General features: G+C 59.6%; 18 protein-coding genes. 5 read left to right on the top strand and 13 right to left on the bottom strand.

Features of this window, described 5'->3' with window-relative positions; translation table 11 throughout:
• Positions 1 to 28: 28 nt before the first annotated feature.
• The 8 genes from FHW77_RS02810 to FHW77_RS02845 form a co-directional block, all read right to left on the bottom strand.
• Complete coding sequence (locus FHW77_RS02810; protein WP_035206982.1) at positions 29 to 1,684, bottom strand: ABC transporter substrate-binding protein; 1,656 nt, start codon at positions 1,682 to 1,684, stop codon at positions 29 to 31.
• A 372-nt stretch (positions 1,685 to 2,056) separates the two neighbouring features.
• Complete coding sequence (locus FHW77_RS02815; protein ID WP_234942511.1) at positions 2,057 to 4,423, bottom strand: molybdopterin guanine dinucleotide-containing S/N-oxide reductase; 2,367 nt, start codon at positions 4,421 to 4,423, stop codon at positions 2,057 to 2,059.
• A gap of 38 nt (positions 4,424 to 4,461) precedes the next feature.
• Positions 4,462 to 5,838, bottom strand: coding sequence for an FAD-binding oxidoreductase (locus FHW77_RS02820; protein ID WP_044459230.1), 1,377 nt, complete (start codon positions 5,836 to 5,838; stop codon positions 4,462 to 4,464).
• A 96-nt stretch (positions 5,839 to 5,934) separates the two neighbouring features.
• A complete protein-coding gene (locus FHW77_RS02825) occupies positions 5,935 to 6,537 on the bottom strand; it encodes a 2-hydroxychromene-2-carboxylate isomerase (protein ID WP_004445352.1) in 603 nt (200 codons plus the stop codon).
• Positions 6,538 to 6,549: 12 nt separating this feature from the next.
• Entirely contained in the window at positions 6,550 to 7,122 is a 573-nt protein-coding gene (locus FHW77_RS02830) for a TetR/AcrR family transcriptional regulator (RefSeq protein WP_022562817.1), read from the bottom strand.
• A gap of 51 nt (positions 7,123 to 7,173) precedes the next feature.
• Positions 7,174 to 8,202 (bottom strand): ketopantoate reductase family protein, encoded by a 1,029-nt coding sequence (locus tag FHW77_RS02835; RefSeq protein WP_044459231.1) that lies wholly within the window; start codon positions 8,200 to 8,202, stop codon positions 7,174 to 7,176.
• A gap of 299 nt (positions 8,203 to 8,501) precedes the next feature.
• Entirely contained in the window at positions 8,502 to 9,344 is an 843-nt protein-coding gene (locus FHW77_RS02840) for an NADPH-dependent oxidoreductase (protein ID WP_004445349.1), read from the bottom strand.
• 45 nt (positions 9,345 to 9,389) lie between these two features.
• Entirely contained in the window at positions 9,390 to 9,707 is a 318-nt protein-coding gene (locus tag FHW77_RS02845) for a hypothetical protein (protein WP_072493089.1), read from the bottom strand.
• Between the two features lie 29 nt (positions 9,708 to 9,736).
• On the opposite strand from FHW77_RS02845, the gene FHW77_RS02850 reads away from it, so the two are divergent.
• The 5 genes from FHW77_RS02850 (at position 9,737) to FHW77_RS02870 (ending at position 16,690) form a co-directional block, all read left to right on the top strand.
• Positions 9,737 to 11,344: an ABC transporter substrate-binding protein gene (locus FHW77_RS02850; RefSeq protein ID WP_004445348.1), complete on the top strand. Its 1,608-nt coding sequence runs from the start codon at positions 9,737 to 9,739 to the stop codon at positions 11,342 to 11,344.
• A gap of 41 nt (positions 11,345 to 11,385) precedes the next feature.
• Positions 11,386 to 12,477: a rhodanese-like domain-containing protein gene (locus tag FHW77_RS02855; RefSeq protein WP_004445347.1), complete on the top strand. Its 1,092-nt coding sequence runs from the start codon at positions 11,386 to 11,388 to the stop codon at positions 12,475 to 12,477.
• A gap of 46 nt (positions 12,478 to 12,523) precedes the next feature.
• A complete protein-coding gene (locus FHW77_RS02860) occupies positions 12,524 to 13,777 on the top strand; it encodes an acyl-CoA dehydrogenase family protein (protein WP_100911186.1) in 1,254 nt (417 codons plus the stop codon).
• 73 nt (positions 13,778 to 13,850) lie between these two features.
• Positions 13,851 to 14,813, top strand: a complete 963-nt coding sequence (locus tag FHW77_RS02865; protein ID WP_244467014.1) for a PLP-dependent cysteine synthase family protein — start codon at positions 13,851 to 13,853, stop codon at positions 14,811 to 14,813.
• Positions 14,814 to 15,094: 281 nt separating this feature from the next.
• Positions 15,095 to 16,690, top strand: a complete 1,596-nt coding sequence (locus tag FHW77_RS02870; protein WP_004445342.1) for an ABC-F family ATP-binding cassette domain-containing protein — start codon at positions 15,095 to 15,097, stop codon at positions 16,688 to 16,690.
• Positions 16,691 to 16,846: 156 nt separating this feature from the next.
• Here FHW77_RS02870 and FHW77_RS02875 read toward each other — a convergent pair whose 3' ends face one another.
• The 5 genes from FHW77_RS02875 to dhbA all read right to left on the bottom strand — a co-directional run bounded on the left by FHW77_RS02875 (position 16,847) and on the right by dhbA (position 22,478).
• Complete coding sequence (locus FHW77_RS02875) at positions 16,847 to 17,602, bottom strand: SDR family NAD(P)-dependent oxidoreductase (RefSeq protein ID WP_004445340.1); 756 nt, start codon at positions 17,600 to 17,602, stop codon at positions 16,847 to 16,849.
• Between the two features lie 169 nt (positions 17,603 to 17,771).
• Positions 17,772 to 18,710 carry a LysR family transcriptional regulator gene (locus FHW77_RS02880; RefSeq protein WP_035207002.1) on the bottom strand — a complete coding sequence of 313 codons (939 nt, stop codon included), beginning with the start codon at positions 18,708 to 18,710 and terminating at the stop codon, positions 17,772 to 17,774.
• 225 nt (positions 18,711 to 18,935) lie between these two features.
• On the bottom strand, positions 18,936 to 20,849 hold the full coding sequence (locus tag FHW77_RS02885; protein WP_004445336.1) for a PhoX family protein: 1,914 nt from the start codon (positions 20,847 to 20,849) through the stop codon (positions 18,936 to 18,938).
• A 129-nt stretch (positions 20,850 to 20,978) separates the two neighbouring features.
• A complete protein-coding gene (locus tag FHW77_RS02890) occupies positions 20,979 to 21,692 on the bottom strand; it encodes a 4'-phosphopantetheinyl transferase family protein (protein ID WP_004445335.1) in 714 nt (237 codons plus the stop codon).
• 30 nt (positions 21,693 to 21,722) lie between these two features.
• Entirely contained in the window at positions 21,723 to 22,478 is a 756-nt protein-coding gene (dhbA, locus tag FHW77_RS02895) for a 2,3-dihydro-2,3-dihydroxybenzoate dehydrogenase (RefSeq protein WP_044459233.1), read from the bottom strand.
• Positions 22,479 to 22,484: the final 6 nt, after the last annotated feature.

The raw sequence follows: 22,484 nt of genomic DNA on the forward strand, positions 1-22,484 counted from the left end.
CCTTGACGTTACTCGGTGGGTGCTGGTGTCATTCGGCAATGAACGCTGTGTAATAGCTGGCATAAGCGACGCCGTTATAGACTTCGCCCTTCAGCTTCGGCGATTGCACGTAAATGCGCTGAACGATTTGCGTGCGCGGGATGAAGTAGCCCTGTTCCAGCACGTATTTTTGCAGGCCATCGAGCAGAGGCTTCCGATCCTCGACGGAACCTGCACCAGCGATCTTGTCGCGCAGGTCGTTGAGCGTCGCATCACGCTCGTCCAGCGCAAACCAGTTCTCGCCATTATTGGCGTTGGTCAGGATGCTTGCGACCGTGCCGGCGTCGATAAAGCTGCGGGTGACTTCATATGTCGGAACGGCGGCGCCACCGAATTTGACCTTCTCGCCAAAGGTCACGACATCATAAGCCCTGATATTGACCTTCCATCCAAGCCTGCCGAGCTGCTGGGCAATCAGCTCATCGACTGATTTCGAGGTTGCCAGATAAGGATTGGAATGGATCGTCAATTCCAGCGGCTTGCCGTCCTTCACGCGAACGCCGTCCGCACCCTTGACCCATCCGGCTTCGTCCAGAAGCTTTTCCGACTTGTCCGGGTTGTAGGCGAGGAGATCGCTGTGATCCGTGGCTCCCGGGACGTTGCTCTGGATGAAGGACGTCGCGAGCTTCCAGTCCTGCGTATAGACTGTGTCGATGATTTCCTGACGGTTGATACCTGCCTGAAGTGCCTGACGCACCTTCACATCATCATAGGGCTGAAGCTTGGTGTTGACGGCCCAGCCGTTGACGAAGCCGAGATAACGCGGGGTCGCGATGGTGAAGCCTTCCTCCTTGAGCGATTTCAGTTCCTGGGGCGAGGCGTTGTACGCGACATCCGCCTGACCGGACTGAACGGAGGCGACGCGAAGGGATGGCTCAGAGACCAGCTTGTAGGTGATGGTATCGAGATAGGCGGGGCCGGTGTGGCCGACTGCGGCGGGACCCCAATTATAGTCCTTGCGCTTGACCAGGGTGACGTGGTCGCCCTCTTTCCAGGACTCCACCACATAAGGTCCGCTGCCGGCGGTCTTGCTGAGGTCCGCCTGCTGGCCGGCAGGCTGGGCAATGGTCTTGGGAGAGATCAGGATGGAGCCGTGGTAGCCAAGCGTCGGAATGAACCCGAGCGTGGGCTTCTTGAAGAAAACCTTGACCGTCGTCGCATCAACCGCTTCGGCGTGATCATAGGTCTTGGGGAAGAGGCCGATCGGGTTGATGCCCTCGTTCTTGCGGCCGGCATACCAGATGTCGAGATTGGCAACGACGGCCTTGGCATCCAGTGGTTCGCCATCGGAGAAAGTCACGCCGCTTTTGAGGTGGAGGGTGAACTCCGTCGCGGTGTCGTTCTGCTCCCAGCGCTCGGCAATCCACGGGCTGACCTTGCCTTCGGCATCGACGTACAGCAGCTTATCCGTGACATGACCCCATATATGGCCCTGGAAACTGGAGATCGCGCTGTTATTGGGGATCCACGTGTCGCCCAGGGAATCGATCAGAAACGTGATGTCACCGCCATCATGTGGCGTGTCTGCGGCCACAGCACTCAAAGGTGCAGCCGTCGATAAAAACAGCGAGGCGGAAACAGCGAGCGAAGCCGTAAGAAGCAGGCGGCGACGCGAAAGAGACGATGAGAAAGGACGCTTTGTCATTGTATGATCCTGAAAATTCCAAAGTTTTTTCGTTGCAATTTCGGCATCTCCTGGTGTGCGCGTGCGTCTGCGGTGGCTGCTCAAACGCATGTAAAACCGTTGCCGCGCCGGCCTCTCGGCCGAGCAGGAGATGCTTGAGTTCATTGGTGGCCTGATTGGGCGACGCGACGCTAGCGAGCGGTTCCCGAGAACCTGCGTGGCTGAGGAGCGCGCCCGCTTCTACATATTCCAGTCATGGCGCGATCCCTTCTGCGCTGTCCGTCTTGCCCTTAACCTAGCAGTCAGGCGTGAGGGAGAAAGACTGGTTATTCTTTTTCTATGGATTTAGTGAATTATTTTATCGTCATTTCGGCGGCTGTTTGGATTGGTGTTTCAGGGCCCCTTGGAATGCGGGGTTCCGGCGTGGAGTGACGACGGCTCGGCGTCTGGGCCGACCTGGTCTCGCGATACAAATCGCATGGCCTGGAAAATTGTCACGGGCGGCAGAGCCCCGGTGAAGCGCTCGATCTCCACCTTCGCGATCTGGCCGGTCGATGCCTGCGACAGTTTCGATGTGCCGATATCGCGGGTCAGAATATTTGGATTTCCGTGGATGCATATCGAGTTTTCGGCAGTTGGATCCTCTGGTTCGAACCAGGCGCCGGTAGCGAGCTGCATTACCCCCGGCATGACGTCTTCACTGAGAAGGGCGCCTGCCAGGCAGCTGCCGCGCTGATTAAAAAGCCTCACGACATCGCCGTCAGATATTCCACGGGCCGAGGCGTCGGCTGGATGGATACGGACGGGCTCCCTGTCCATGATCTTGGTGGAACGGCTGAAATCGCCATAGTCCAGCTGACTGTGCAGGCGTTGATATGGTTGATTGCAGACGAGATGCAGCGGATAGAGGTGCGCATCGTCTGGAGTTTCCACTCTGGGTGGATACCAGCGCGGATGACCCTTGCAGTCATCATAACCGAAACCCTCGACGGTCCCGGAAAAAATCTCGATCTTTCCTGAGGGGGTCGCCAGCGGTTTCGTTGCGGGATTCTCAAGGAAAGCGCGCGCCGGTCCACCGTCGTCCGGCTTGACTGGAAGGGGCATTTCTCCGCGTTTCCAGAAGGTTTCAAAGTCCGGCGCCTCATGGCCCGACGCGGCAAGTGCCTGACGGGTCGTTTCGTATAGAAAGGCAAGCCATTCTCCGCTGCTGCGGTTTTCGGTGAAGGCCTCGAACCTGCCGAGTTCGCGGGCAATGCCGGCGAATATTTCGTAATCGTCGCGTGCTTCGCCGACGGGGGCGATCAGGCGCTTCATGGCGATCATCAGCGGATCGCGATCGGCGGCGCCGATGTCGTCACGCTCAAGCGTGGTCGTGGCGGGCAGCACGATATCGGCGTGTCTGGCGGTGGAGGTCCAGGCGGACTCGTGGACGATGATCGTTTCCGGCCGCCTGAAAGCGGCTCGCAACCGGTTGATATCCTGATGATGGTGAAATGGATTGCCGCCCGCCCAATAGACAAGCCGGATGTCAGGATAAAGAAGCGTGCGCCCGTTGTAATGGAACTCGGTGCCGGGATTGAGCAGCATATCGGAGATGCGTGCGCAGGGAATATAGTCCGGCACAGGGTTTTTGAATTGCTGCAGCGTTGGCAGGGGAACGGCGAGCAGGTTCTTGCCGATATTGCCCAGCGCGCCAAGGGAATAAGAAAATCCGCCGCCGTCCGATCCAATCTGGCCGAGCATGGCGGCAAGCACAATGCCCATCCACACCGGCTGCTCTCCGTAATCGGCCCGCTGCAGCGAATGACTGACGGTGATCAGGGTTCTCGAACCGGCCATCCTGCGCGCCAGCTTGCGTATTGTGTCCGGCGCGATGTTGCAGATTTCGGCCGCCCATTCCGGGCTTTTGTGCTGGCCGTCCTCCCTGCCGAGAAGATAGTTTTCGAACCGATCATATCCGACCGTATAACGCTCCAGAAACGTCCGGTCGTGCAGCCCTTCCGTAACGAGGACGTGCGCCAGCCCGAGCATCATCGCCACGTCGGTGCCCGGGATGATGGGAAGCCACTCGGCATCCGCCTCAGCGGGGAAATCGTCTGCCAGAGGGCTGATGAATGTGAAATGCGCACCGCGAGCCTTCGCGCCGGCAAGTTTTTGCCGGACCGTGTGCGTGCTGATCCCTCCGCCGTGGACATCGGCATTCTTGATCGCCATCCCGCCAAAGGCGAGCACCAGCTCGCTGCTGCGTTCGATGGCATCCCAGGTCACGCTCTTTCGGTCGAAGCTGTCATAAGGGCCCAGGACATGGGGGATTATGACCATGGCCGCACCGGAACTATAGGTGTTGACCGACCGGACATATCCGCCGAGGACATTCAAGAAGCGGTGGATCTGGCTTTGCGCGTGATGAAAGCGACCGGCACTGGACCAGCCGTAGGAGCCGCCGAACACGGCGCTTGGACCGTGACTGTCGTAGACCCGCCTCAGTTCGTCGGCGACCAGTGTCGTCGCTTCGGCCCAGCTGACCTCGACATAGTCGTCAGCGCCCCGCCGCTGTGCATGGTCGGCTTCGCGCTCAAGCCACCCCCGCCGGACAGCGGGCCGTCGGATGCGGACGGGGCTGTCGGCGATCGCCGGAAGATTGCCCAGTAGCGGGGATGGATGGGGGTCGCCGGAGTGAGGCTTTATCTCCAGTCGCCCATTTGTGAGCCGCCCGGAGAAGGCCCCCCAGTGAGAACTGTGAGTCTTGAAGGAATTCATGGTGTCGCCCCAGCGGTCGCGGATCGCAAAGTAACATTCTATCTCGGCAGGATTTTGCCGGGATTCATGATGCCGGCTGGATCGACCGCATGTTTGATGAGCGCCATAAGATCGACCGCGTCACCATGTTCTTCACGCAGGTAGGCGATCTTGCCGGTGCCCACGCCATGTTCGCCGGTCGAGGTGCCGCCGACCGAGAGGGCGTATTGCACCATCTTCTTGTTGATGGCCGCCACCTCGCCAAGCTCTTCCGCATTGCCGGGATCGACCGCGAAGACGACATGAAAATTGCCGTCGCCGACATGGCCGAGAATGGCAGCCGGTACGCTGCAATCCTGCAGGAGCTCGCGGGTCTTCAATATGCAGTTGCTGAGCTGCGAGACCGGAACACAGACATCCGAAGACCAGCCTTTGGCGTTTGGCCTTTGCGATACGACAGCATAAAACGCGTTGTGGCGCGCTTTCCAGAGCCGATTGCGTTCTTCGGAGGCGTTGGCCCACTCGAAATCCTTGCCGCCATGGTCTTCCACAATGGCGGACACCATATCGACCTGCTCCTGAACGCCGGCGGGCGAGCCGTGAAACTCGAAAGCCAATGTGTCCTCGATCTTCAGCTCCAGCCCGGAATAGGCATTGACGGCCGTGATCAGGCCACGGTCCATGAGCTCCATGCGGGCGACGGGGATGCCGAGTTGAACGACCTGAATGGCCGCCGCGACTGCCTGTTCGACGCTCTCGAAAGAGCAGAGCGCCGCCGAGATGGTTTCGGGTATTCCATAGAGGCGGAGGGTTATTTCGGTGATGATCCCCAGCGTTCCTTCCGAACCCACGAAAAGCCGGGTCAGGTCGTATCCGGCAGAAGACTTTCTGGCGCGACCGCCGGTTTTGATAACCTGGCCGGTCGGCAGCACCACGGTCAGGCCCAGTACGTTTTCACGCATTGTCCCGTAGCGGACGGCGTTGGTGCCGGAAGCGCGGGTTGCAGCCATGCCGCCAATCGAAGCGTTTGCGCCGGGATCGATGGGAAAGAACAGTCCCATATCTCGCAGATATGTGTTCAACTGCTCCCGCGTTACCCCGGCCTCGACCGTACAATCCAGATCTTCACTGCTGATACGGGTGATTTTCGACATGCGTGAAAGGTCGATCGAGACCCCGCCATTGACGGCTGTCAGATGCCCTTCCAGCGAAGTGCCGGCGCCAAAAGCGATGACGGGCACGCTTTCCGCCGCACATAGCCGCACGATCTCGGACACTTCGGAGGTGGTTTCCGCGAAAGCGACCGCATCGGGAAAGGCGGCTGCGTGATGCGCCTCGCCCCGCCCGTGCTGCTCGCGCAGTGTCGGCGACGTTGAAAGACGCTCCCCAAGGAGGTCTCGCAGGGATCGGATGAGAGAAGGAGACAGGTCAGGCATAAAACATTCCGTGTAGGCGGGTCGCAAAACGCTGCGACAGACTTACAAACCTTGAGGGCGAGGCGCGCGGCCGGCGACGCCATCTGGCAGTGAACATCAGGCGGCCAGTTTTTCGCCCCTGAGATGACGCTCGAGGAACGGAAGGCTGTCCTGCCCCCAGTAGAGTTCATCCTGATAGCGATAGGTCGGAACCCCGAACACACCGGCGGCCCTGGCAGCTTCGAAGCTCGCCTTCTGCAAGACAGCAACCGCGTCGCTTTTGCCATGTTCGTCGAGGGCCACAGCATCGAAACCTGCAGCCGTCGCGATGGCCTGGCGGATGTCGGCCTTGCCGATGTCTTCACGGCGGACCCAGAAAGCCTCCTGCAGTGCAACTGCAAGCTTCAGCCAGTCTTCACCCTTCTCGATTGCCGCCGCAACCATCAGGCCTGCCGGGGACGGATCCGAGAGCGCAGCGCGATTGTCGAAATTGAGCACTTTTCCGCGCAATGCCGCCCACCGCTTCAGATCCGTGATCCAGTAGGCGCGTCTGGCCTCCGGGCGATTTTTCGAGTAAATGCCACCGTTTTCCTCGATCAGCGGAATAAGGTGAGGGCGGATAGTGGCGCCCTGCTGTTTCGCCAGGGCGGCAAAGGGTTCAACACCAATGAAGGCCCAGGGTGAGCCGATGCTGAAGAAATAATCGATCGTCTTTGTCATTGTCTGCTGCTTTCAGTTCGGTTGATCGGTGGAGGCGGCGGCCGTGGCGAAAACGGAGAGAGCGCAGTCACGCGCGATCAGCACCGCCTTGGGGTCGCGTCCAACCGCGACGGTCGCCAGCGCCCCTTCGTAGAGAAGTGAGAGATGGGCGGCGGCGATCTCCACTGTGCTGCCGGCTCTCGCCAGGATAGCGGCGAACAGGTCCCTGACCTTCGCCTTATGGGTACGCGCAACGAACACGACCCGTTCGGATTCGCCATGTTCGGCAACCGCAAGAGCGAAGGCGCAGCCGCGAAAATCCGGGCTGTCGGCCTTTTCGTGGAGTTGCTCGAAAATCAGCCGGATCTGCTCCTTCGGAGCCATGTCCGCATCCACGACGTTCTGAAGCGCGTGGATCACCCGCTCATGACGCGCTTCCAGATAGGCTGCAACAAGATGATCCTTCGAAGGGAAATGCCGGTAGAGCGTCGCCTTCGCGACATTCGCTTCCTCGATGATCCGATCGATGCCGACAGCCCGGATGCCTTCGCGATAGAAGAGCGTGCCGGCGGCGGTGAGTATATGGTCTGATATGGCTTCTCTCATTATATCGTTTCACACTGTCGTTTGATAAATCGCACTGCTTGAGGCCGCCGATCACGAAGGGCTGGCGGGATTGGGCTGCGCCGGCCGGTACGGGCCGGCGATGAGCGACGTGATTGCATCGAGCGGCAGCGGCTTTGAAAACCCGCCCTGTTGCGCCAGTTTGCCGGCCAGCGTCTGAACAGCGTCGTTATAGGGCGTTGGCACATTGTGAAGCCGGCCGAGCAATACGATCTCTCCGTTGAGGAAATCCACCTCACTTGAGGCTCCGCGCCTGAAACTCTGCCACGTCGATTGCTGGCCCGGGTGAATGCCGCTGTTCGGCGCTACTCGCCAGTTCGAGATGTCTACGGTTCGCTCGGAGGGCGAGGCGAGGGTGTAACCTGCCGCGTCGAGCACATGGCGGGCTTCATCCACCAGCGCCGCGCTGATCTTATCGTTCAGATCGGCCGGGCCGTCGAAGAGTTCGAGGACGTTGCGAACGTTGTGAAGGAGCTTTGCTGCTTTCCAGCGGCGGATATCGTCGCTTGCCTCGGCAAGATATCCCGCCCTGTTGAGGTCTGCCGTGACCTGCGTCGTCACGTCATCCTGTCCGAGCGGAAAACGCCCGACCGTCACGATGCCCAGTTGCGGCTCGCCGCCAACCACCACCTTCCCGGTTTCTGTGAACCGCGCCGGTGTCAGAATGCTTGCGCCATACACCCTGGAAAATGTTCTCAGGGCATTGGCTTCAGTCGCCAGTCCATTTTGAAAAGTCACTATAGGCAGCTGTGCAGCCGCCGGTGCCGTCGTGTTGGAGACGTTCTGCCAGGACCAGAAGGCGAGTGCGCTTATGGCATCCTGAGCCTTCACCGTGAGCAGGAGGATATCATCCCGTCTCAATTCCGGAAGATCCGTCAGGTCGAAGACCTTCAGATCGATCTGCCGCGTCTGTGCGGGTCGTTGAAAGGTGAGGCCATGCTGCCTGATATGGCTTATCTGGGCTCCCCGCCCGAAAAGTGCATAATCAATGCCGGAAAGTGCAAACTGTGCTGCAAGGCTCGCGCCCACCGCGCCGGCGCCAATGATAACATAACGTGGCATCTGTCGTTTCTCGTCCTGTCTTTTTACGCTCCGGATTTACGGAGATATTGGTATGGTGATTGGTTCGGCGGTTTCGGCGGCGGTTGAGGACGGTGGCAGGATGCGTTCAGGAGCATTCTGAACGGATCGTAAGGCCTTCGAGCGGGGCAAAGGAAGACCGGTCATTCTATATCTACTAATTTTATAGAAAATAAGTTCCCGAAACCGGTGATTTCGGGAGAGATTGCGCCGCCCCGGCCCGCGCCTTGTATCGCCGGGGCAAGGGCGCGCCTTCGTTATACCGTCAGCCGCAATGGAATTTATTTGATAGCGAAACCGAGGCGACGCAGCGTCCGGCTCAGTTCCGCACGGCCCTTCAGCGCGGCGGCGTTCTCCACACGCTGGGCAATGGGCCCTGTCCAGCCATTTTGGGGCAGGCCCTGTTTTTCCTGAAACACCTTTAATACCTCATCATAAGAATTGAGGTCATCGTGGGCGGGTTCCGAATAGGTTTCATGAAACAGAACGGATGATTGTGACAAGCGCGGTTTGACATCTGTTTTTACCGCCGGGTCAGGATAGCCGACCGTCAGGCCGAAGACGGCAACCGTCTCGGCAGGTAGGTTGAGTTCGCGGGCCACGTCCTCCGGCCTGTTGCGGATGCCGCCGACGTAGCAGGAGCCCAGGCCGGCTGAATCAATCGCGGCTACAGCGTTCTGCGCTGCCAATGCAGCGTCGATGGCGCCGATCAGGAAGCTTTCCAGGTAATCCAGTCCTTCACCCTCATTCCCCTGGCGTGAAGCGACCGTGCGCAGCCGCTTCAGGTCGATAAGCCAGATGAGGAAAAGGGGGGCATCCTTTATATGGGCGTTGCCGCCGGTGAAACCCGCCAGTCGTGCCTTGCGCTCCTTGTCCTGCACCGCAACCACACTCCACGCCTGAAGATTGGATGATGTGGGCGCTGATTGCGCGGCGGCGACCAGAAGCTCCAGGCTGCCCTCCGGCAGAGCCTTGGGCAGATAGGCGCGGGCGGTGCGATGGTTCAGCAAGGCGTCGATGGTGTCATTCCAGAAAGGCGGAGAAAAATCGGCCTGCGTTCCATAACGGGCCTCGACGCGCTGCTGTGGGATTTCCAGTTTGGTAATCGGACTGGGCGGGGTCATCGGATGAAACTCCATAATTGTGGGGGGCGGGCTCAATTGTGCGGATCAGAAAGGCGGCAAATTCCTGTGATTTGATATGGCCGGCCGAGGCATCTGCCGAGCAATGTCCTTCTCAATCGCGATTTTGAGATGAAACAACATTTCCACGGGAATGCTGAAACAAACGCCGGCGAGATTTCTTCGCATTCCACCATCTGCTCCGGATGCGCAACGAAGATCCCGATGGATGGGGCAATTCAGCGCGAGTTTTGGTGCCTGCTTGCGTAAGTATTGAAATAAAATTCCGCAAGGAATGATTTCTTCGACAAGGAGGAAGAATTTTATCCTTAGGAATGCGCTGCATTGCCCCGATGCTTTCGTCATCGAAACGACGTTTTCCAACGGGGATTTTCATGACGATCGGACGCCGGCAGTTCAATAAAATGCTTCTTTTGGCAACGGCAGGAACGGCCCTGCCTGGTTCGGTCTTCGCAGCGGGTGGCGATGCGAGCCGGCCCGTCTCCGGCGGCACGCTCAGGCTGCTTTATCGTGTCGATCCCGGCAACGCGCTTTTCGCCATCAACACATCGTCAGGCACGGGGCAGGCGATCGGCCCAAAGATTGTTGAAGGCCTCCTCACATTCGATTTCGACCTCACGCCGCAGCCCTTGCTGGCAACGGAATGGTCCGTTTCCGATGACCACCTGCGTTATACGTTCAAACTCAGGCCAAATGTGAAATGGCATGACGGCAAAGATTTTACATCGGAAGACGTTGCCTTTTCGATTTTCCGCCTCAAGGAAGCGCATCCACGCGGCCGCATTACGTACCAGAACGTTCAGGCGGTGGAGACGCCAGATCCCCTCACTGCGATTATCGTTCTGTCCAAACCCGCACCGTTTCTCATTGCTGCGCAATCGAGTTCGGAATCGCCGATTGTGCCGAAGCATATTTTCGAAAAGCTGAAGCCCGCGGATGGCCAGACGCTGCAGACTGCTATCGGCACCGGCCCCTTCAAACTGACCGAATGGACGCCGGGGAGCCATCTGATCTTCGATCGAAATCCCGATTATTGGGATGCCGGCAAACCCTATCTTGATCGCATCATCCTGCGCATCATCACCGATCCGGCTGCGCGGGCAGTGGCGCTGGAGACGGGGGAAGTGGATCTTGGCGACAACCCGGTGCCGCTGGCGGATCTCGAACGGCTGAAGCAGAACCCCGATCTCGTTCTGGATACGAATACCTATGCCTATGCGGGTCCGCAGCAGCAGTTGTTCTTCAATTACGATAACGAAATCTTCCGCAAGAAAGATGTTCGCCTGGCCATTGCGAAGGCAATCAACCTCGACGAGATCGTCAATGTGGCGCTCTTCGGTTATGCGCAGATATCACCCAGCCCCGTCAGCACGGCCCTTCCCAACTGGTATGATGCTTCGGTCAAGCCATATGCCTACGACCCGAAAGAAGCGGAAAAGTTACTCGACGCGGCGGGATATCCGCGCAAGGAGGACGGCAAGCGCTTTCCAGTACGATTGACGTATAATTCCTATCTGACACCTGGCTATGCCGATGTTCTTCGCAGCCAGCTTGAAAAGATCGGCATTGCCGTTGAAATCCGCAAATACGACCTGCCAACCTATCTGAAAACTGTCTACACCGACCGCGCCTTTGATCTTGTGGTGGAATCCCTCTCCAATACCTTCGACCCGTCGCTCGGCATCCAGCGCGCCTACTGGAGCAAGAATTTCAAGATCGGGCTGCCCTTTTCCAATGCGGCAAACTACGCCAATCCAGAGGCGGATGCGCTTCTTGAGGCGGCCGCCATCGAACCGGATCCGAAGAAACGCTGGGTAACCTGGAGCAAGTTCCAGCATCTCATCCATGACGACGTCGCCTCCGTCGATCTCGTGGCGGCGGGAAGCCAGATCGTGGCGCACAAGCGGGTCAGGAACTATGTCACCGGCGCGCAGGGGCTGAACTGGAGTTTCGGCGATCTGTGGCTCGATCCGACCGCTTGAAACCCCGCATGAAAATTCCGGATTTGTCAGGAGAAAACGCAATGTCCGTATTTGCTGTAACAAAAGATCGTCTCATCGAATGGCTGCGGGATGGCAGGGAACTTGCGGTTCTGGATATCCGTGCCGCCGAGGACGTGGGGTATGCTTCACCGCTATTTGTCGCCAACCTTCCGGTTGACAGGCTGGAGGCGGAAATCGATCGCTTCATTCCTCGCCCCGTCGTGCGCACCGTGCTGGTGGATGATGGAAAAGGCAGCGCAAAGCAGGCGGCCGAACGGCTTGCCGCCAAGGGTTGGACCGACATTCATTTTCTGCGTGGCGGAATCCCGGCATGGATCGAAGGTGGCGTTGAGGCGTTGCCGACATTCGATATTCCTGGCGTTCCTTTCGTTCAGAAGGTGAGAAGCGAGAAAAACACGCCTGTGGTTTTTGCGCGTGAGCTCAAGGCGTGGCAGGAAGCCGGTGAGGATGTTGTCATCCTCGATACGCGCACATTGCCGGAATATGAAAAGGAACATGTGCCCGGTGCGATTGCTGTGCCCGGGGCAGAACTCCTGCTGCGCTTTTCCGATCTCGTTCCCTCGCCCAAAACAAGGGTCGTCGTCTCCTGCGCTGGCCTGCCCCGCGCAATTCTCGGCGCGCAGACATTGATCGACGCCGGTGTCGAAAACGATGTCAGTTACCTGCATGATGGGACGCGCGGCTGGACGGATGATGGATTTGAGCTGGAAACAGGCCCCTCCCGGACATATTCGCATGTGAGCGCCAACGCGAAAGAGATTGCAGAGGCGCGATTGAAGGCCTTTTCCAGGGATGACGATCTGCTCTTCATCGACCGCCCGACCGCCGAGACATGGTTGAAGGACCCATCACGAACGACCTATTTCCTGGACGTGCGCACACCGGAAGAGTTCGAGACTTCCCATCTGCAGGGCTCAATTTCGTCGGAAGGCGGGCAGCTTCTCGGTGTCGCCTATCGAACGATCGCGGTGCGCGGTGCCCGGGTCATTCTGGTGGATGACCTGCTCGGCGCCCGCGCCAGGGTCGTGGCCCACTGGCTGAAACGCAGAGGGTTCGAAATCGCGCTCCATTTACACGACTTCGAACAGGGTGCCGAAGCGGCAGCCGCCTAGACCCGGGCGGGTGTTCGCCAGACTGCTCCACAGACAGGAATTTGCAATGACCAATGCCAGCCATGCCTGGGGTTCTGCGCCCAGCAAACGTTTTGACGCGATCGCCGAGAGGTTTCGGGGAATTTTTGCCGAAATCGGCAAAGATTCAATACGACACGATCTGGAACGCGAGCTTCGTTTCGATGACTACGAAGCTTTGAAAAAGGCCGGCTTTTCCAGATTGCGCCTGCCGGAGAAATTTGGTGGTCTGGGCCTGACGCTTCCCGAGCTTTTTGGCTTGATCATTGAACTCGCGCAGGCGGATCCCAACCTCACCAATGCTTACCGCAGCCATCTTGGCTTTACGGAAGATCTGCTGAATGCACCAGCTTCGCCATGGCGGGATGCGTGGCTGGAGCGGATCGGACGTGGCGAAACCATTGGCAGCGGCTTTTCGGAAATCGGGGATGCCAAACTTGGAACCTATTCCACCCAGCTCACGCGGGATGGCGGCGGCTGGCGGCTGAATGGCGAGAAATATTATACGACCGGCTCGCTCTATGCCGACTGGATCACGCTTGGAGCCGTGGATGGGGACGGCATACCGGTTGGCGCGCTTGTCCCCACAAAGGCTGAAGGCGTCGAAATCGTCAACGACTGGGATGGTTTCGGACAGGCGCTGACGGCCAGCGGCACGGCGCGATTTACCGACGTGGCGATTTCCGAGGACCTCATCAAGCCGAGCGCGCTTCGTTTCAGCTATTCAGGCGGCTTTTTCCAGCTCGTCCATCTGGCCTCGCTTGCCGGGATCGGCCGCGCGGCCGCATTGGAAATCGCCCCCCATGTTGCGGAGCGCAAACGCGTCTATCAACGCAGTAACGCCGCGCGTTTTTCTGAAGACCCTCAGGTGCTTCAGGTCGTGGGGCGGATCAGGGGTGCGGCCTATAGCGCCGGCGCCATCGTGTTAAAGGCCGCAGAAGCCCTGCAGGCTGCCTATGATGCCAATCTCTCTGGAGACGAGGAGCATATTGCATCTGCGAACCGTGACGCGGAGCTGGAAGTCAGCCAGTCGGTTACGGTGGTCAGCAACCTTATCCTGGATGCGTCCACTGTCCTCTTCGATGCGCTTGGCGCCTCGGCCGCAAAACGCAGCCATGGTCTTGATCGTCACTGGCGAAACGCCCGCACGATAACCTCACACAATCCCCGTATCTATCACGACCGTATCGTTGGAGATTTCGCCGTGAACGGCGCCTCACCGGCGCCAAATGGAGGCGTGGGGATAGCACCGCAAACGCAGAAGGAAAAATCCGAAGCATGATCAAAACATCCGGTCCGACGGGCGATACGCATCGGAGCCTGTTGTTCGGTATCCACGCAGTGCAAACAGGATAGTGAAATTGGGCAGGATTTATCGGGATTTTACAGAACTCGTCGGCAATACGCCGCTGGTGGAACTCGCCAGAATTCGGACGAAATACAATCTCCAATCGCGCATTCTCGCCAAGATCGAGTACCTCAATCCCGCAGGCAGTGTCAAAGACCGCACCGCCTGGGGCATCATATGTGAGGCTGAGAAGAGCGGCCGATTGAAGCCGGGCGATCTTCTTTTCGATTTGACCAGTGGCAATACAGGCATCGGAATTGCGGCGGTTGCCTCCGCACGCGGCTATCGCACGAAATTTTATCTTCGCAATACCATCAGCGAAGACAAGATCAACATCCTCAGGCAATTCGGCTCCGAGATCGAGCTGATCGAAAATGAGGAGCTCTTCCAGCCCGATGCCATCCATCGCATCATCGACAGGATCAAGGCTGAAAATCCGTATGCATTTTATACCGGCCAGCGTTCCAATGATGCCAACCCGCAGGTTCATTTCGAGACGACCGGGCCGGAAATCTGGCGCGATACCGAAGGTGACATCGATATCCTGGTCGCCACCGTTGGTACGGGCGGCACCGTGTCCGGTGCCGGGCGTTTCCTGAAGGCGCAAAAACCGGAGATAAGGATCGTTGTTGCCGAGCCGACACCGCAGTCCGTTCCATCCCCCGAAAACCCCGACGCTTCCACGATCGAAGGCGTCCACAAGGTGACCGAGGTGGAGGAAGGGACCTTGCCGGAGACCTACGACAAGAGCGTCGTGGATGAAGTCATTGCCGTTACCACCGAAGAGGCGCGGCGGGCAGCGCTTGCGGTGGCCAGAAAGGAGGGCTTCCTTGTGGGAACCTCATCCGGTGCAGCCATCTTTGCCGCGATCGAGCTTTCCCGCCGCGCGGAAAACAACGGCAAGACGATTGCGGTCGTGTTTCCCGATAGTGGCGAGCGCTATCTTTCGCTTTTTGATGCCCCTGACTGAAAAGTCTGCTCGCATGGTTCGCGGCCCCGGAGAAGTTTGAACTGTGCCCGTGAATGACCATGTCGGCGAAATCATTGCCCTCTGACGCCGGATGTGGAGCGAACACAAGACCGTCAGCCGCCGATGCTTGAAAAGAGCGCAGGCCGTTATTGAAGCGGCCTTGAATGTCCCATTTTCAAACGCTACATTCCATCGGTCCGCAGCAACAACAGGATGGTCGACAATGGATTTCAACCCGATAGCAGCGCCACTTTGCCTTGCCATGCGGGAAAACCTTGTCCATGACCCACTTTATCACACTCTCCAATCTGTCCTGGTTCACGCCTGACGGTCGTTCGCTTTTCACCAATCTGAATATTGTGTTCGGCCCGGAGCGTGTCGGGCTTGTCGGTCGTAACGGCGCCGGCAAGACCACGCTCTTGAAGCTGATCGCCGGCGAATTGACACCATCTTCGGGTTCTGTCTCTGCACCGTCGGGTATCCACATCCTGCGTCAAAGCGTCCAGGTGGCCGAAAATGAGACGATTGCCGATCTCTTTGGCGCGCGTGATGCGCTCGCTGTGCTTGAACGGGCGCAGGCGGGTGGCGCGACGTTGGAGGAACTGGCCGATATCGATTGGATGCTTGAGACGAATATCGAGGCGGCACTCGCGCGCTTCGGCCTGTCCATGCCCGCGACGACACTGCTCGCCCGACTCTCCGGCGGGCAGCGCACCCGTGCAGCGCTTGCCGCTCAAATCTATCATGCACCGGAGTTCCTGATCCTCGACGAACCCACGAACAATCTCGACCGTGACGGTCGGACTGCAGTGATCGAACTTGTGAGCGGCTGGCGTCACGGCGCAATCATTGTCAGCCATGATCGTGAATTGCTCGAAACGGTCGACAGCATTGCTGAACTGACATCGCTCGGTATCAGCCGTTATGGCGGAAACTGGAACCACTACAGCGATCGCAAGGCACTGGAGCTTGACAATGCCAGGCATGAACTGGCCGAGGCCGAGAAGCGGCTCAGCGCCGTCGAGCGCAGGGCGCAGGAGACGGCCGAGCGGCAGGCTCGTCGCGATGGTGCAGGCAAAAGGAAGGCGGCGGAAGGAGGAATACCGAGAATTTCGGCCGGAGGGCGCGCCATGCGGGCGGAGCAGACAAGCGGTGACAACGCCGCCACGGCGCGCCGAATGACGGGGGAGGCCAAGGCAGACGTCGCAGAGGCGCGAGGGCGCATTGAGGTGCTTGAACCATTCATGCTGTCCATACCGTCCACCGGACTGGTGGCGTCAAAGACGGTTCTGCGGCTGGAAGACGTAACTGCGGGTTACGAACGCAATGCGCCTGTCCTGTCCGATCTGTCGCTTGCGATTACAGGTCCGGAACGGATTGCGGTGGCGGGGCCGAACGGTTCGGGAAAGACGACGCTGCTTTCCGTCATCACCGGGTCTCTCGCGCCATTTTCTGGTTCGGTCCGAGTTGAGGTTGCTTGCGCGTTGCTGGACCAGAAGGTCAGCTTGCTGCGACCCGGGCTATCCGTCCGGGACAATTTCATGCGTCTCAACCCGCGGTCCAGTGATAACGCCTGCCGGGCCGCTCTTGCCCGCTTCCTGTTTCGCGGCGACGCCGGTTTGCAGGATGTGCGGCATCTGTCTGGCGGCCAGATGCTGCGCGCCGGCCTTGCCTGCGTCCTTGGCAACCAGAAGCCGCCGCAGCTTCTCATACTCGATGAACCGACCAATCACCTCGATCTTGATTCCGTCGCGATCGTGGAGGCCGGCCTGAAAGCGTATGACGGCGCAATTCTGGTCGTCAGCCACGACGAGGCATTTCTGGAGGGGATCGGCGTGTCCCGGCGGTTTGAGCTTCATGGACGCCGTCAAACATGAGCAACGCCGCGCATTTTAGCGCGGCATTTGGTCATTCGAGAAGCCAGCTCGACGGCCTGAAGAACGTCCTGAGGCTCTCTGTGCAGGCGATTGACGGCAGCACGCATCTTGATTTCTTACTTCGAAACGGAGGCCACCCGCCACTGCGGTTCAGCGTTAAACCTGTGCCTGGCCGCCGTCCGCGAAGAGCTCGGCGCCGTTGACGAAGCTCGCATCGTCAGAGGCGAGGAACAGCGTCGCCTTGGCGATTTCCTCGGCTTCGCCGACGCGACCGAGAGGGATGCGAGAGGCGAGATAGTCGAGCAGGCCCTGCTGCTGTTCCTTGTCGTCGCCTGCAAGTTCGACGAGGCCTGGTGTGCGCGTGGCGCCGGGCGAGATGACGTTGACGCGGATGCCCGTGCCCTTGAGGTCGAGAGCCCAGGAACGAGCCAGGTTGCGCACCGCGGCCTTGGAAGCGGAATAGACGGAAAAGGCAGCCGTGCCTTCGGTGCCGGCAGTCGAACCCGTCAGCACGATGGACGAGCCCTTGCCCATCAGCGGAAGTGCCGCCTGCACGGTCAGGATCACAGCTTTCACGTTGCGGCCAAGGGTGTCGTCAATCTGCTCCTCGGTGATCTGGCCGAGCGGCAGCATGGTGCCGCCACCTGCATTGACGATGAGGGCGTCAAGGCGGCCCTGTTCCGCCTTCACCTGGGCGAACAGCTTGTCGAGGTCAGCGTTGCTCGAGGAGTCCGCCTGTACGCCGACCGCGCCCTGTCCTATTTCTGCCACCGCCTCGTCCAGAGCGGCCTTGCGGCGGCCTGTGATATAGACGCGTGCGCCTTCGGCAGCGAACAACTTGGCCGTCGAAAGACCGATGCCGCTGGTTGCTCCGGTGATGACGGCGATCTTGTTTTGAAGCCTGTTGGCCATGTTAACTCTCCTGATGCTTGGGCGCGCGAAATGGTTCAGCCCGAATGCACGGCCTGTTGAAGTTCCGAATTTGCTCGGGATGTGGCGCTGGCCATTGGCCTCGTCACCGTCCGATGAGGAGAAGTTAGTTCGTCAGCCCGGTGGAGAGAAGCCGCTCAGGATGGAGACATTATCCATCTGGATGGATAGTCGCCGTCACATCGCGCCGTGCGTCGACCGCTTCGAACACCTTCGCTGCCCATTCCGTGAAGGCGCGTAGCCGCGGATTTGGGAAACGATCAGCGGGATAGACGAGATGAAGGGGATGATTGTCCGGCTTCCAGTCGGGCAGAAGTTCAACCAGCGCCCCGCTCTTGAAATGGGGCCGCGCGAGAAATCCGAAGCTTTGGCCAATTCCCAGTCCCGACAGCAGCGCGTTCAGATGCGCGGTACTCTCGTTGACGGAAACGCCGCCAGAGGCCGGGAGATACTCGCTTCGCTCTTCGCCGCGCTGAAAACGCAATGGAAATCTCTTTCCAGATGACGCGGAGAAGTAGGAGACGATCCGATGCTTCTCGATATCGTCAGGTCGCTCCGGCAACTGCAGACCAGCCAGATAGGTGGGCGATGCGCAAATGACGTAGTCCAGCTCGCACAGCTTCCGCGCCTTCATTGATGAGTCACCCAGCGCCCCGCCGCGAATGACGCAATCGATACCCTCACTGACGAGATCGGCGGGGCGATCGCTGACACCGAGCATGAGATCGATTTCCGGATAATGGCGCTGAAAATCCGAAAGTGCCGGGATGAGGATCTGGTTTGCCAGCACAGATCCGATGTCGACGCGCAGCTTTCCTTTGGGTGTGCTGCGGGAGCCGGCAATAGTGCCGTCCATGTCATCGAGATCGGCGAGGAGCTTCAGCGCGCGTTCGTGATAGGCGACGCCCTCCGTGGTCATCGTGACCGACCGTGTGGTGCGCTCCACGAGCTTTGTTCCGAGATGTGCCTCGAGATCCTGCACCAGCTTGCTGACTGAGGACCGAGGAAGGTTCAGCATATCCGCCGCCTTGGCGAAGGACCCGGCTTCGGCGACGCGGACAAATGTTCGAATGGCGAGGATCTGATCCAAGAGAGGCCCAACAAGCAGGTGGAGATAATCTACATCTACACATGCCCGGCGAGCCCTGCCATGCAGGTTCTTGCGAAAGGTGGATAAATCTGCGCCATACGACGATATCCGAACGTTCATTCACGAACACAGGCAAAACGCCGCGTGTCCTTTCGGGCACGCGGCGATTTATCGTGAAACCGGATGGCAATTCCCTCGCGATCCGGTTCCGTTCATGCCTGTGCGTCAGCCGATCTTCACATTGTCGTCGCGCTTGATGGCGATGACGGTCGAGCGGGGCAGCTTGCCTTCGCCGTCCGGGAAGGGGGCGTCGGGGTGCTGGATGCCGACGAAGTGGGTGCGCTTGTCGGCGGACCAGGTCTGGCCGGTGACTTCGGAACCCTTCGGCGCAGTCAGGAAGCGCTCAATGCGGCCAGTGGCCGGGTCGCCCGCCAGCATCTGGTTGTTGCCCTGGCCGGCGAAGTTGCCTTCATTGGTGTCCTCGCCATCGGTCTGGATCCAGAGCAGGCCGGTCGAGTCGAACATCATGCCGTCAGGCGAATTGAACATGTTGCCTTCGTTGATGTTCGGGGAGCCGGCATAGGCGTCCTTGTGGACGGCGGGGTTACCGGCCATGCAGAACAGGTCCCACTTGAACTTGCCGTCCGCATGGTCGTCATTTTCCGGATACCAGCGCACGATCTGGCCGTATTCATTCTTCTCGCGCGGGTTGGCGGCATTGATCGCCATGGCGTCGCCGCCGGCATTGGCGCGCAGCTTGCCGTCCTTCATTTCGCCGCGGCGGCTGTTGTTGGTCAGCGCGCAATAGGCTTCGATGGCGACGGGGTTGATGGCGACCCATTCCGGGCGGTCCATGGTCGTCGCGCCCACCTTGGAAGCGGCCTGGCGGGTGAAGACGCAGATTTCGTCGATCTTCATGCCCGTGGTTTCCGGCGTCAGGGCAAGCCACTCGCCGGCACCGTCATCGGAGAACTTCGCGACGTAAAGCGTGCCTTCGTCCAGCAGCTTGGAGGTGTCGCCGCCCGGCACGTAGATGCCGCTGGAGACGAATTTGTAGAGGAACTCGCCGCGCTCGTCGTCACCCATGTAAACGACGACACGGCCGTCACGGGCGATCACCACGGCGGCGTTTTCATGCTTGATGCGGCCAAGCGCGGTGCGCTTGATCGGCGTGGACTTGGCGTCCGAGGGATCGATCTCGACCACGTAACCGGCGCGGCGTGGTTCATTGGGGTTCTTGGCAACGTCGAAACGGGCGTCGAACTTCTCATAGGCGTAGCGGGTCTCGGCGACGATGCCGTAACGCTTGTAATCGTCAGGCAGCTTGAAGGCGGCGTCGGTGGTGCCGAAATAGCCGTTGAAGTTCTCTTCGCAGGTGAGGTAGGTGCCCCAGGGCGTGCGGCCTGCGCCGCAATTGTTGAAGGTGCCGAGACAGTCGACACCCTTGGGGTCGGCGGCGGTCTTGACGAGATCGGAGCCTGCGGCCGGGCCGGAAAGCTTCATCGGCGTGTTGTGGTGGATACGGCGGTTGAAAGGGCTGTCGAGAACGATTTTCCAGCCGTCCTTGTCTTCCGCGACTTCCATGACGGTGACGCCCTGCATGTTCTGCAGGATCTTCACGTCGTCGGCCGTCTTCGGGTTGCCTTTTTCGGCGTGCGGCAGGTTGGTTTCCGGGTTCACATATTCATGATTGACGGCGATCAGCTGGTGGTTGCCCACCACGAAGAGTTCCATGCCGTCGGTATTTTCGCCGAAGACCTTGTCGGAATTTTCAACGCTGACGCCCTTTGCGGGGTCGAGATCAGGAACGTTGGAGAACAGCGGCTGGCCCCATTTCGCCAGCGGCTTCCAGTTATAGCCTTCCGGCACATGGATGGTGTGGTCGGTGGCGGCGGCAACCGGCTTGAAGGGGAAACGGCTGACGGCGGCTTCCCGCGCTTCGGCCGAGGTGCTGCTCATCAGGTTGCCGAGCGTGCCCATGGCGGCTGCGGCCGAACCGAAGGCGAGCACGCCGCCCAGAAAGCCGCGGCGGGAAATCGCGGTTTCGACCACGCGGTCGAAATCGGTTTCGGCCGGCGGCGGGTTCTGCAGTTCGTCCCACTCGTCCCAGGACAATTTGCTCGTATCGATGTCGGTCATATCGTGTCTCCACCGTTCAATGTTTGGAATCATTCCAACAGGCTGCGTACCTTCCGAGTGTTTCACTCGGATGACGGGAAGACAGGTTTAAAATATGATTGTCGCGGTTATGAATCTGCTGTTTTTCCCTCAATGCGGGATGAGCACGCGGGTGAGGAGCTGGCCCTCGAAGCGGCAGAAACGGAAAGGAACCTCCGTTCCGCACTGCCATTCCTCGCTGAGTTCGGCCGTCAGGCACAAGGATCCCGAGCCATTTGCGTCCAGGCGGGATAATTCGGCCGCCTCGAAAAAGAACAGCTTTTCCACCATGGGATACAGCGCCTTGAACAGGCTTTCCTTGGCTGAGAAAATCAAGCCGGTGATGACGGGATCGATAATGTTGCCGAGGTTGTAGCGCTCATTTGCGGTCAGGAGTTGTGGGGCGATATCGCGGGCCTCCTCCTCTGTCAGCAGTTTTTCGATATCGACGCCGATAGCGCGAAACTGTCGACAGCAGCCTACAAGCGCAATCGCCGTGCCCTGGCTGTGGGAAATTGCGCCAATCACCCCTTCAGGCCAGAGAGGCGCACGGTCCTCGCCCATACCGGGAAAGATGGAACGGCCGGTCAGGCGGCGGATGGCTTCCGCAGCGCATCTGCGCCCCGCGATGAATTCCGCCTTGCGTCTTTGCGTGGCGCTTGAAAGCTGCGGCGGCAAGGGAGGGACCTCGCCGCCGCAGCCCTCATCGGCGCTGAAACGAAGGGTAAGGCAATGGCAGCCGCATATGTCGTCCGGCCAAGGCCAGATGGCCTCGGGTGGATCGCCGGAGATGGCGTCGTGGTCAAACGCCGTTACAACGTCCATGTCCCTTACTCTCAATCCAACGGCTCGAATTCAAGCCGCAAGCGTGGCACCGCCATCAACCACGATCTGCTGCATCGTCACGTGCCCGGCCTGATCGGAGGCGAGGAACAGCACGGTATCGGCAATATCGTCCGGCCTTGCGACCTTGCCGAGCGGAATGCCGAGCTTGAACTGCTCGGGCAGGCCGGCGACCATCCGGTCCTTGCCGGCGGGATCGCTCAACATGCCGGCAAGCATCGGCGTATCGGTGGAGCCGGGTGAAACGACGTTGCAGCGCACGCCATAGGGCGCAAGCTCGAGGGCGGCGCAATGGCTGAGGCTGACCAGCGCTGCCTTGGAGGCGCAATAGGCCATCATGCCGATGCGCGGCACGACGGCGGCATTGGAGCCGATATTGACGATTGCGCCGCGCCGCTGCCGTTTGAAGGTGGCGCTCCACTGTCTCAGCATATGGAACGGTCCGGCAGCGTTGACATCCATGCACGCCTTCCAGTCTGCGGGCGTCAGGCTTTCACTGTCGCCGAGCCGCAATATGCCGGCGGCATTGACGAGAATGTCGAGCCCGCCCCATTCGGTCTCGATCGCCTTGCAGGCCGTCTCCACCGCCGCCGCATCGGTGATGTCGAGTGCGATCTGGCGGAAGGGCGCTTCCGCCGTTCTGGCCTGGAGGTCGAGGCCGATGAGATCGGCCCCTTCCTCGATGAAACGTTCGGCGATGCGGCGGCCGATGCCCTGAGCCGTACCCGTCACCAGCACGCGCCGCCCGGTAAATCTCTGTTGCGTCATCTTTTT

The sequence above is a fragment of the Agrobacterium sp. RC10-4-1 genome (assembly GCF_014138475.1).
Classification (GTDB): domain Bacteria; phylum Pseudomonadota; class Alphaproteobacteria; order Rhizobiales; family Rhizobiaceae; genus Agrobacterium; species Agrobacterium pusense.

Coding starts and splice junctions, on each gene's coding strand:
- FHW77_RS02810 (WP_035206982.1), bottom strand. CDS start 1,684: ATGACAAAGCGTCCTTTCTCATCGTCTCTTTCGCGTCGCCGCCTGCTT.
- FHW77_RS02815 (WP_234942511.1), bottom strand. CDS start 4,423: ATGAATTCCTTCAAGACTCACAGTTCTCACTGGGGGGCCTTCTCCGGG.
- FHW77_RS02820 (WP_044459230.1), bottom strand. CDS start 5,838: ATGCCTGACCTGTCTCCTTCTCTCATCCGATCCCTGCGAGACCTCCTT.
- FHW77_RS02825 (WP_004445352.1), bottom strand. CDS start 6,537: ATGACAAAGACGATCGATTATTTCTTCAGCATCGGCTCACCCTGGGCC.
- FHW77_RS02830 (WP_022562817.1), bottom strand. CDS start 7,122: ATGAGAGAAGCCATATCAGACCATATACTCACCGCCGCCGGCACGCTC.
- FHW77_RS02835 (WP_044459231.1), bottom strand. CDS start 8,202: ATGCCACGTTATGTTATCATTGGCGCCGGCGCGGTGGGCGCGAGCCTT.
- FHW77_RS02840 (WP_004445349.1), bottom strand. CDS start 9,344: ATGACCCCGCCCAGTCCGATTACCAAACTGGAAATCCCACAGCAGCGC.
- FHW77_RS02845 (WP_072493089.1), bottom strand. CDS start 9,707: ATGACGAAAGCATCGGGGCAATGCAGCGCATTCCTAAGGATAAAATTC.
- FHW77_RS02850 (WP_004445348.1), top strand. CDS start 9,737: ATGACGATCGGACGCCGGCAGTTCAATAAAATGCTTCTTTTGGCAACG.
- FHW77_RS02855 (WP_004445347.1), top strand. CDS start 11,386: ATGTCCGTATTTGCTGTAACAAAAGATCGTCTCATCGAATGGCTGCGG.
- FHW77_RS02860 (WP_100911186.1), top strand. CDS start 12,524: ATGACCAATGCCAGCCATGCCTGGGGTTCTGCGCCCAGCAAACGTTTT.
- FHW77_RS02870 (WP_004445342.1), top strand. CDS start 15,095: ATGACCCACTTTATCACACTCTCCAATCTGTCCTGGTTCACGCCTGAC.
- FHW77_RS02875 (WP_004445340.1), bottom strand. CDS start 17,602: ATGGCCAACAGGCTTCAAAACAAGATCGCCGTCATCACCGGAGCAACC.
- FHW77_RS02885 (WP_004445336.1), bottom strand. CDS start 20,849: ATGACCGACATCGATACGAGCAAATTGTCCTGGGACGAGTGGGACGAA.
- FHW77_RS02890 (WP_004445335.1), bottom strand. CDS start 21,692: ATGGACGTTGTAACGGCGTTTGACCACGACGCCATCTCCGGCGATCCA.
- dhbA (WP_044459233.1), bottom strand. CDS start 22,478: ATGACGCAACAGAGATTTACCGGGCGGCGCGTGCTGGTGACGGGTACG.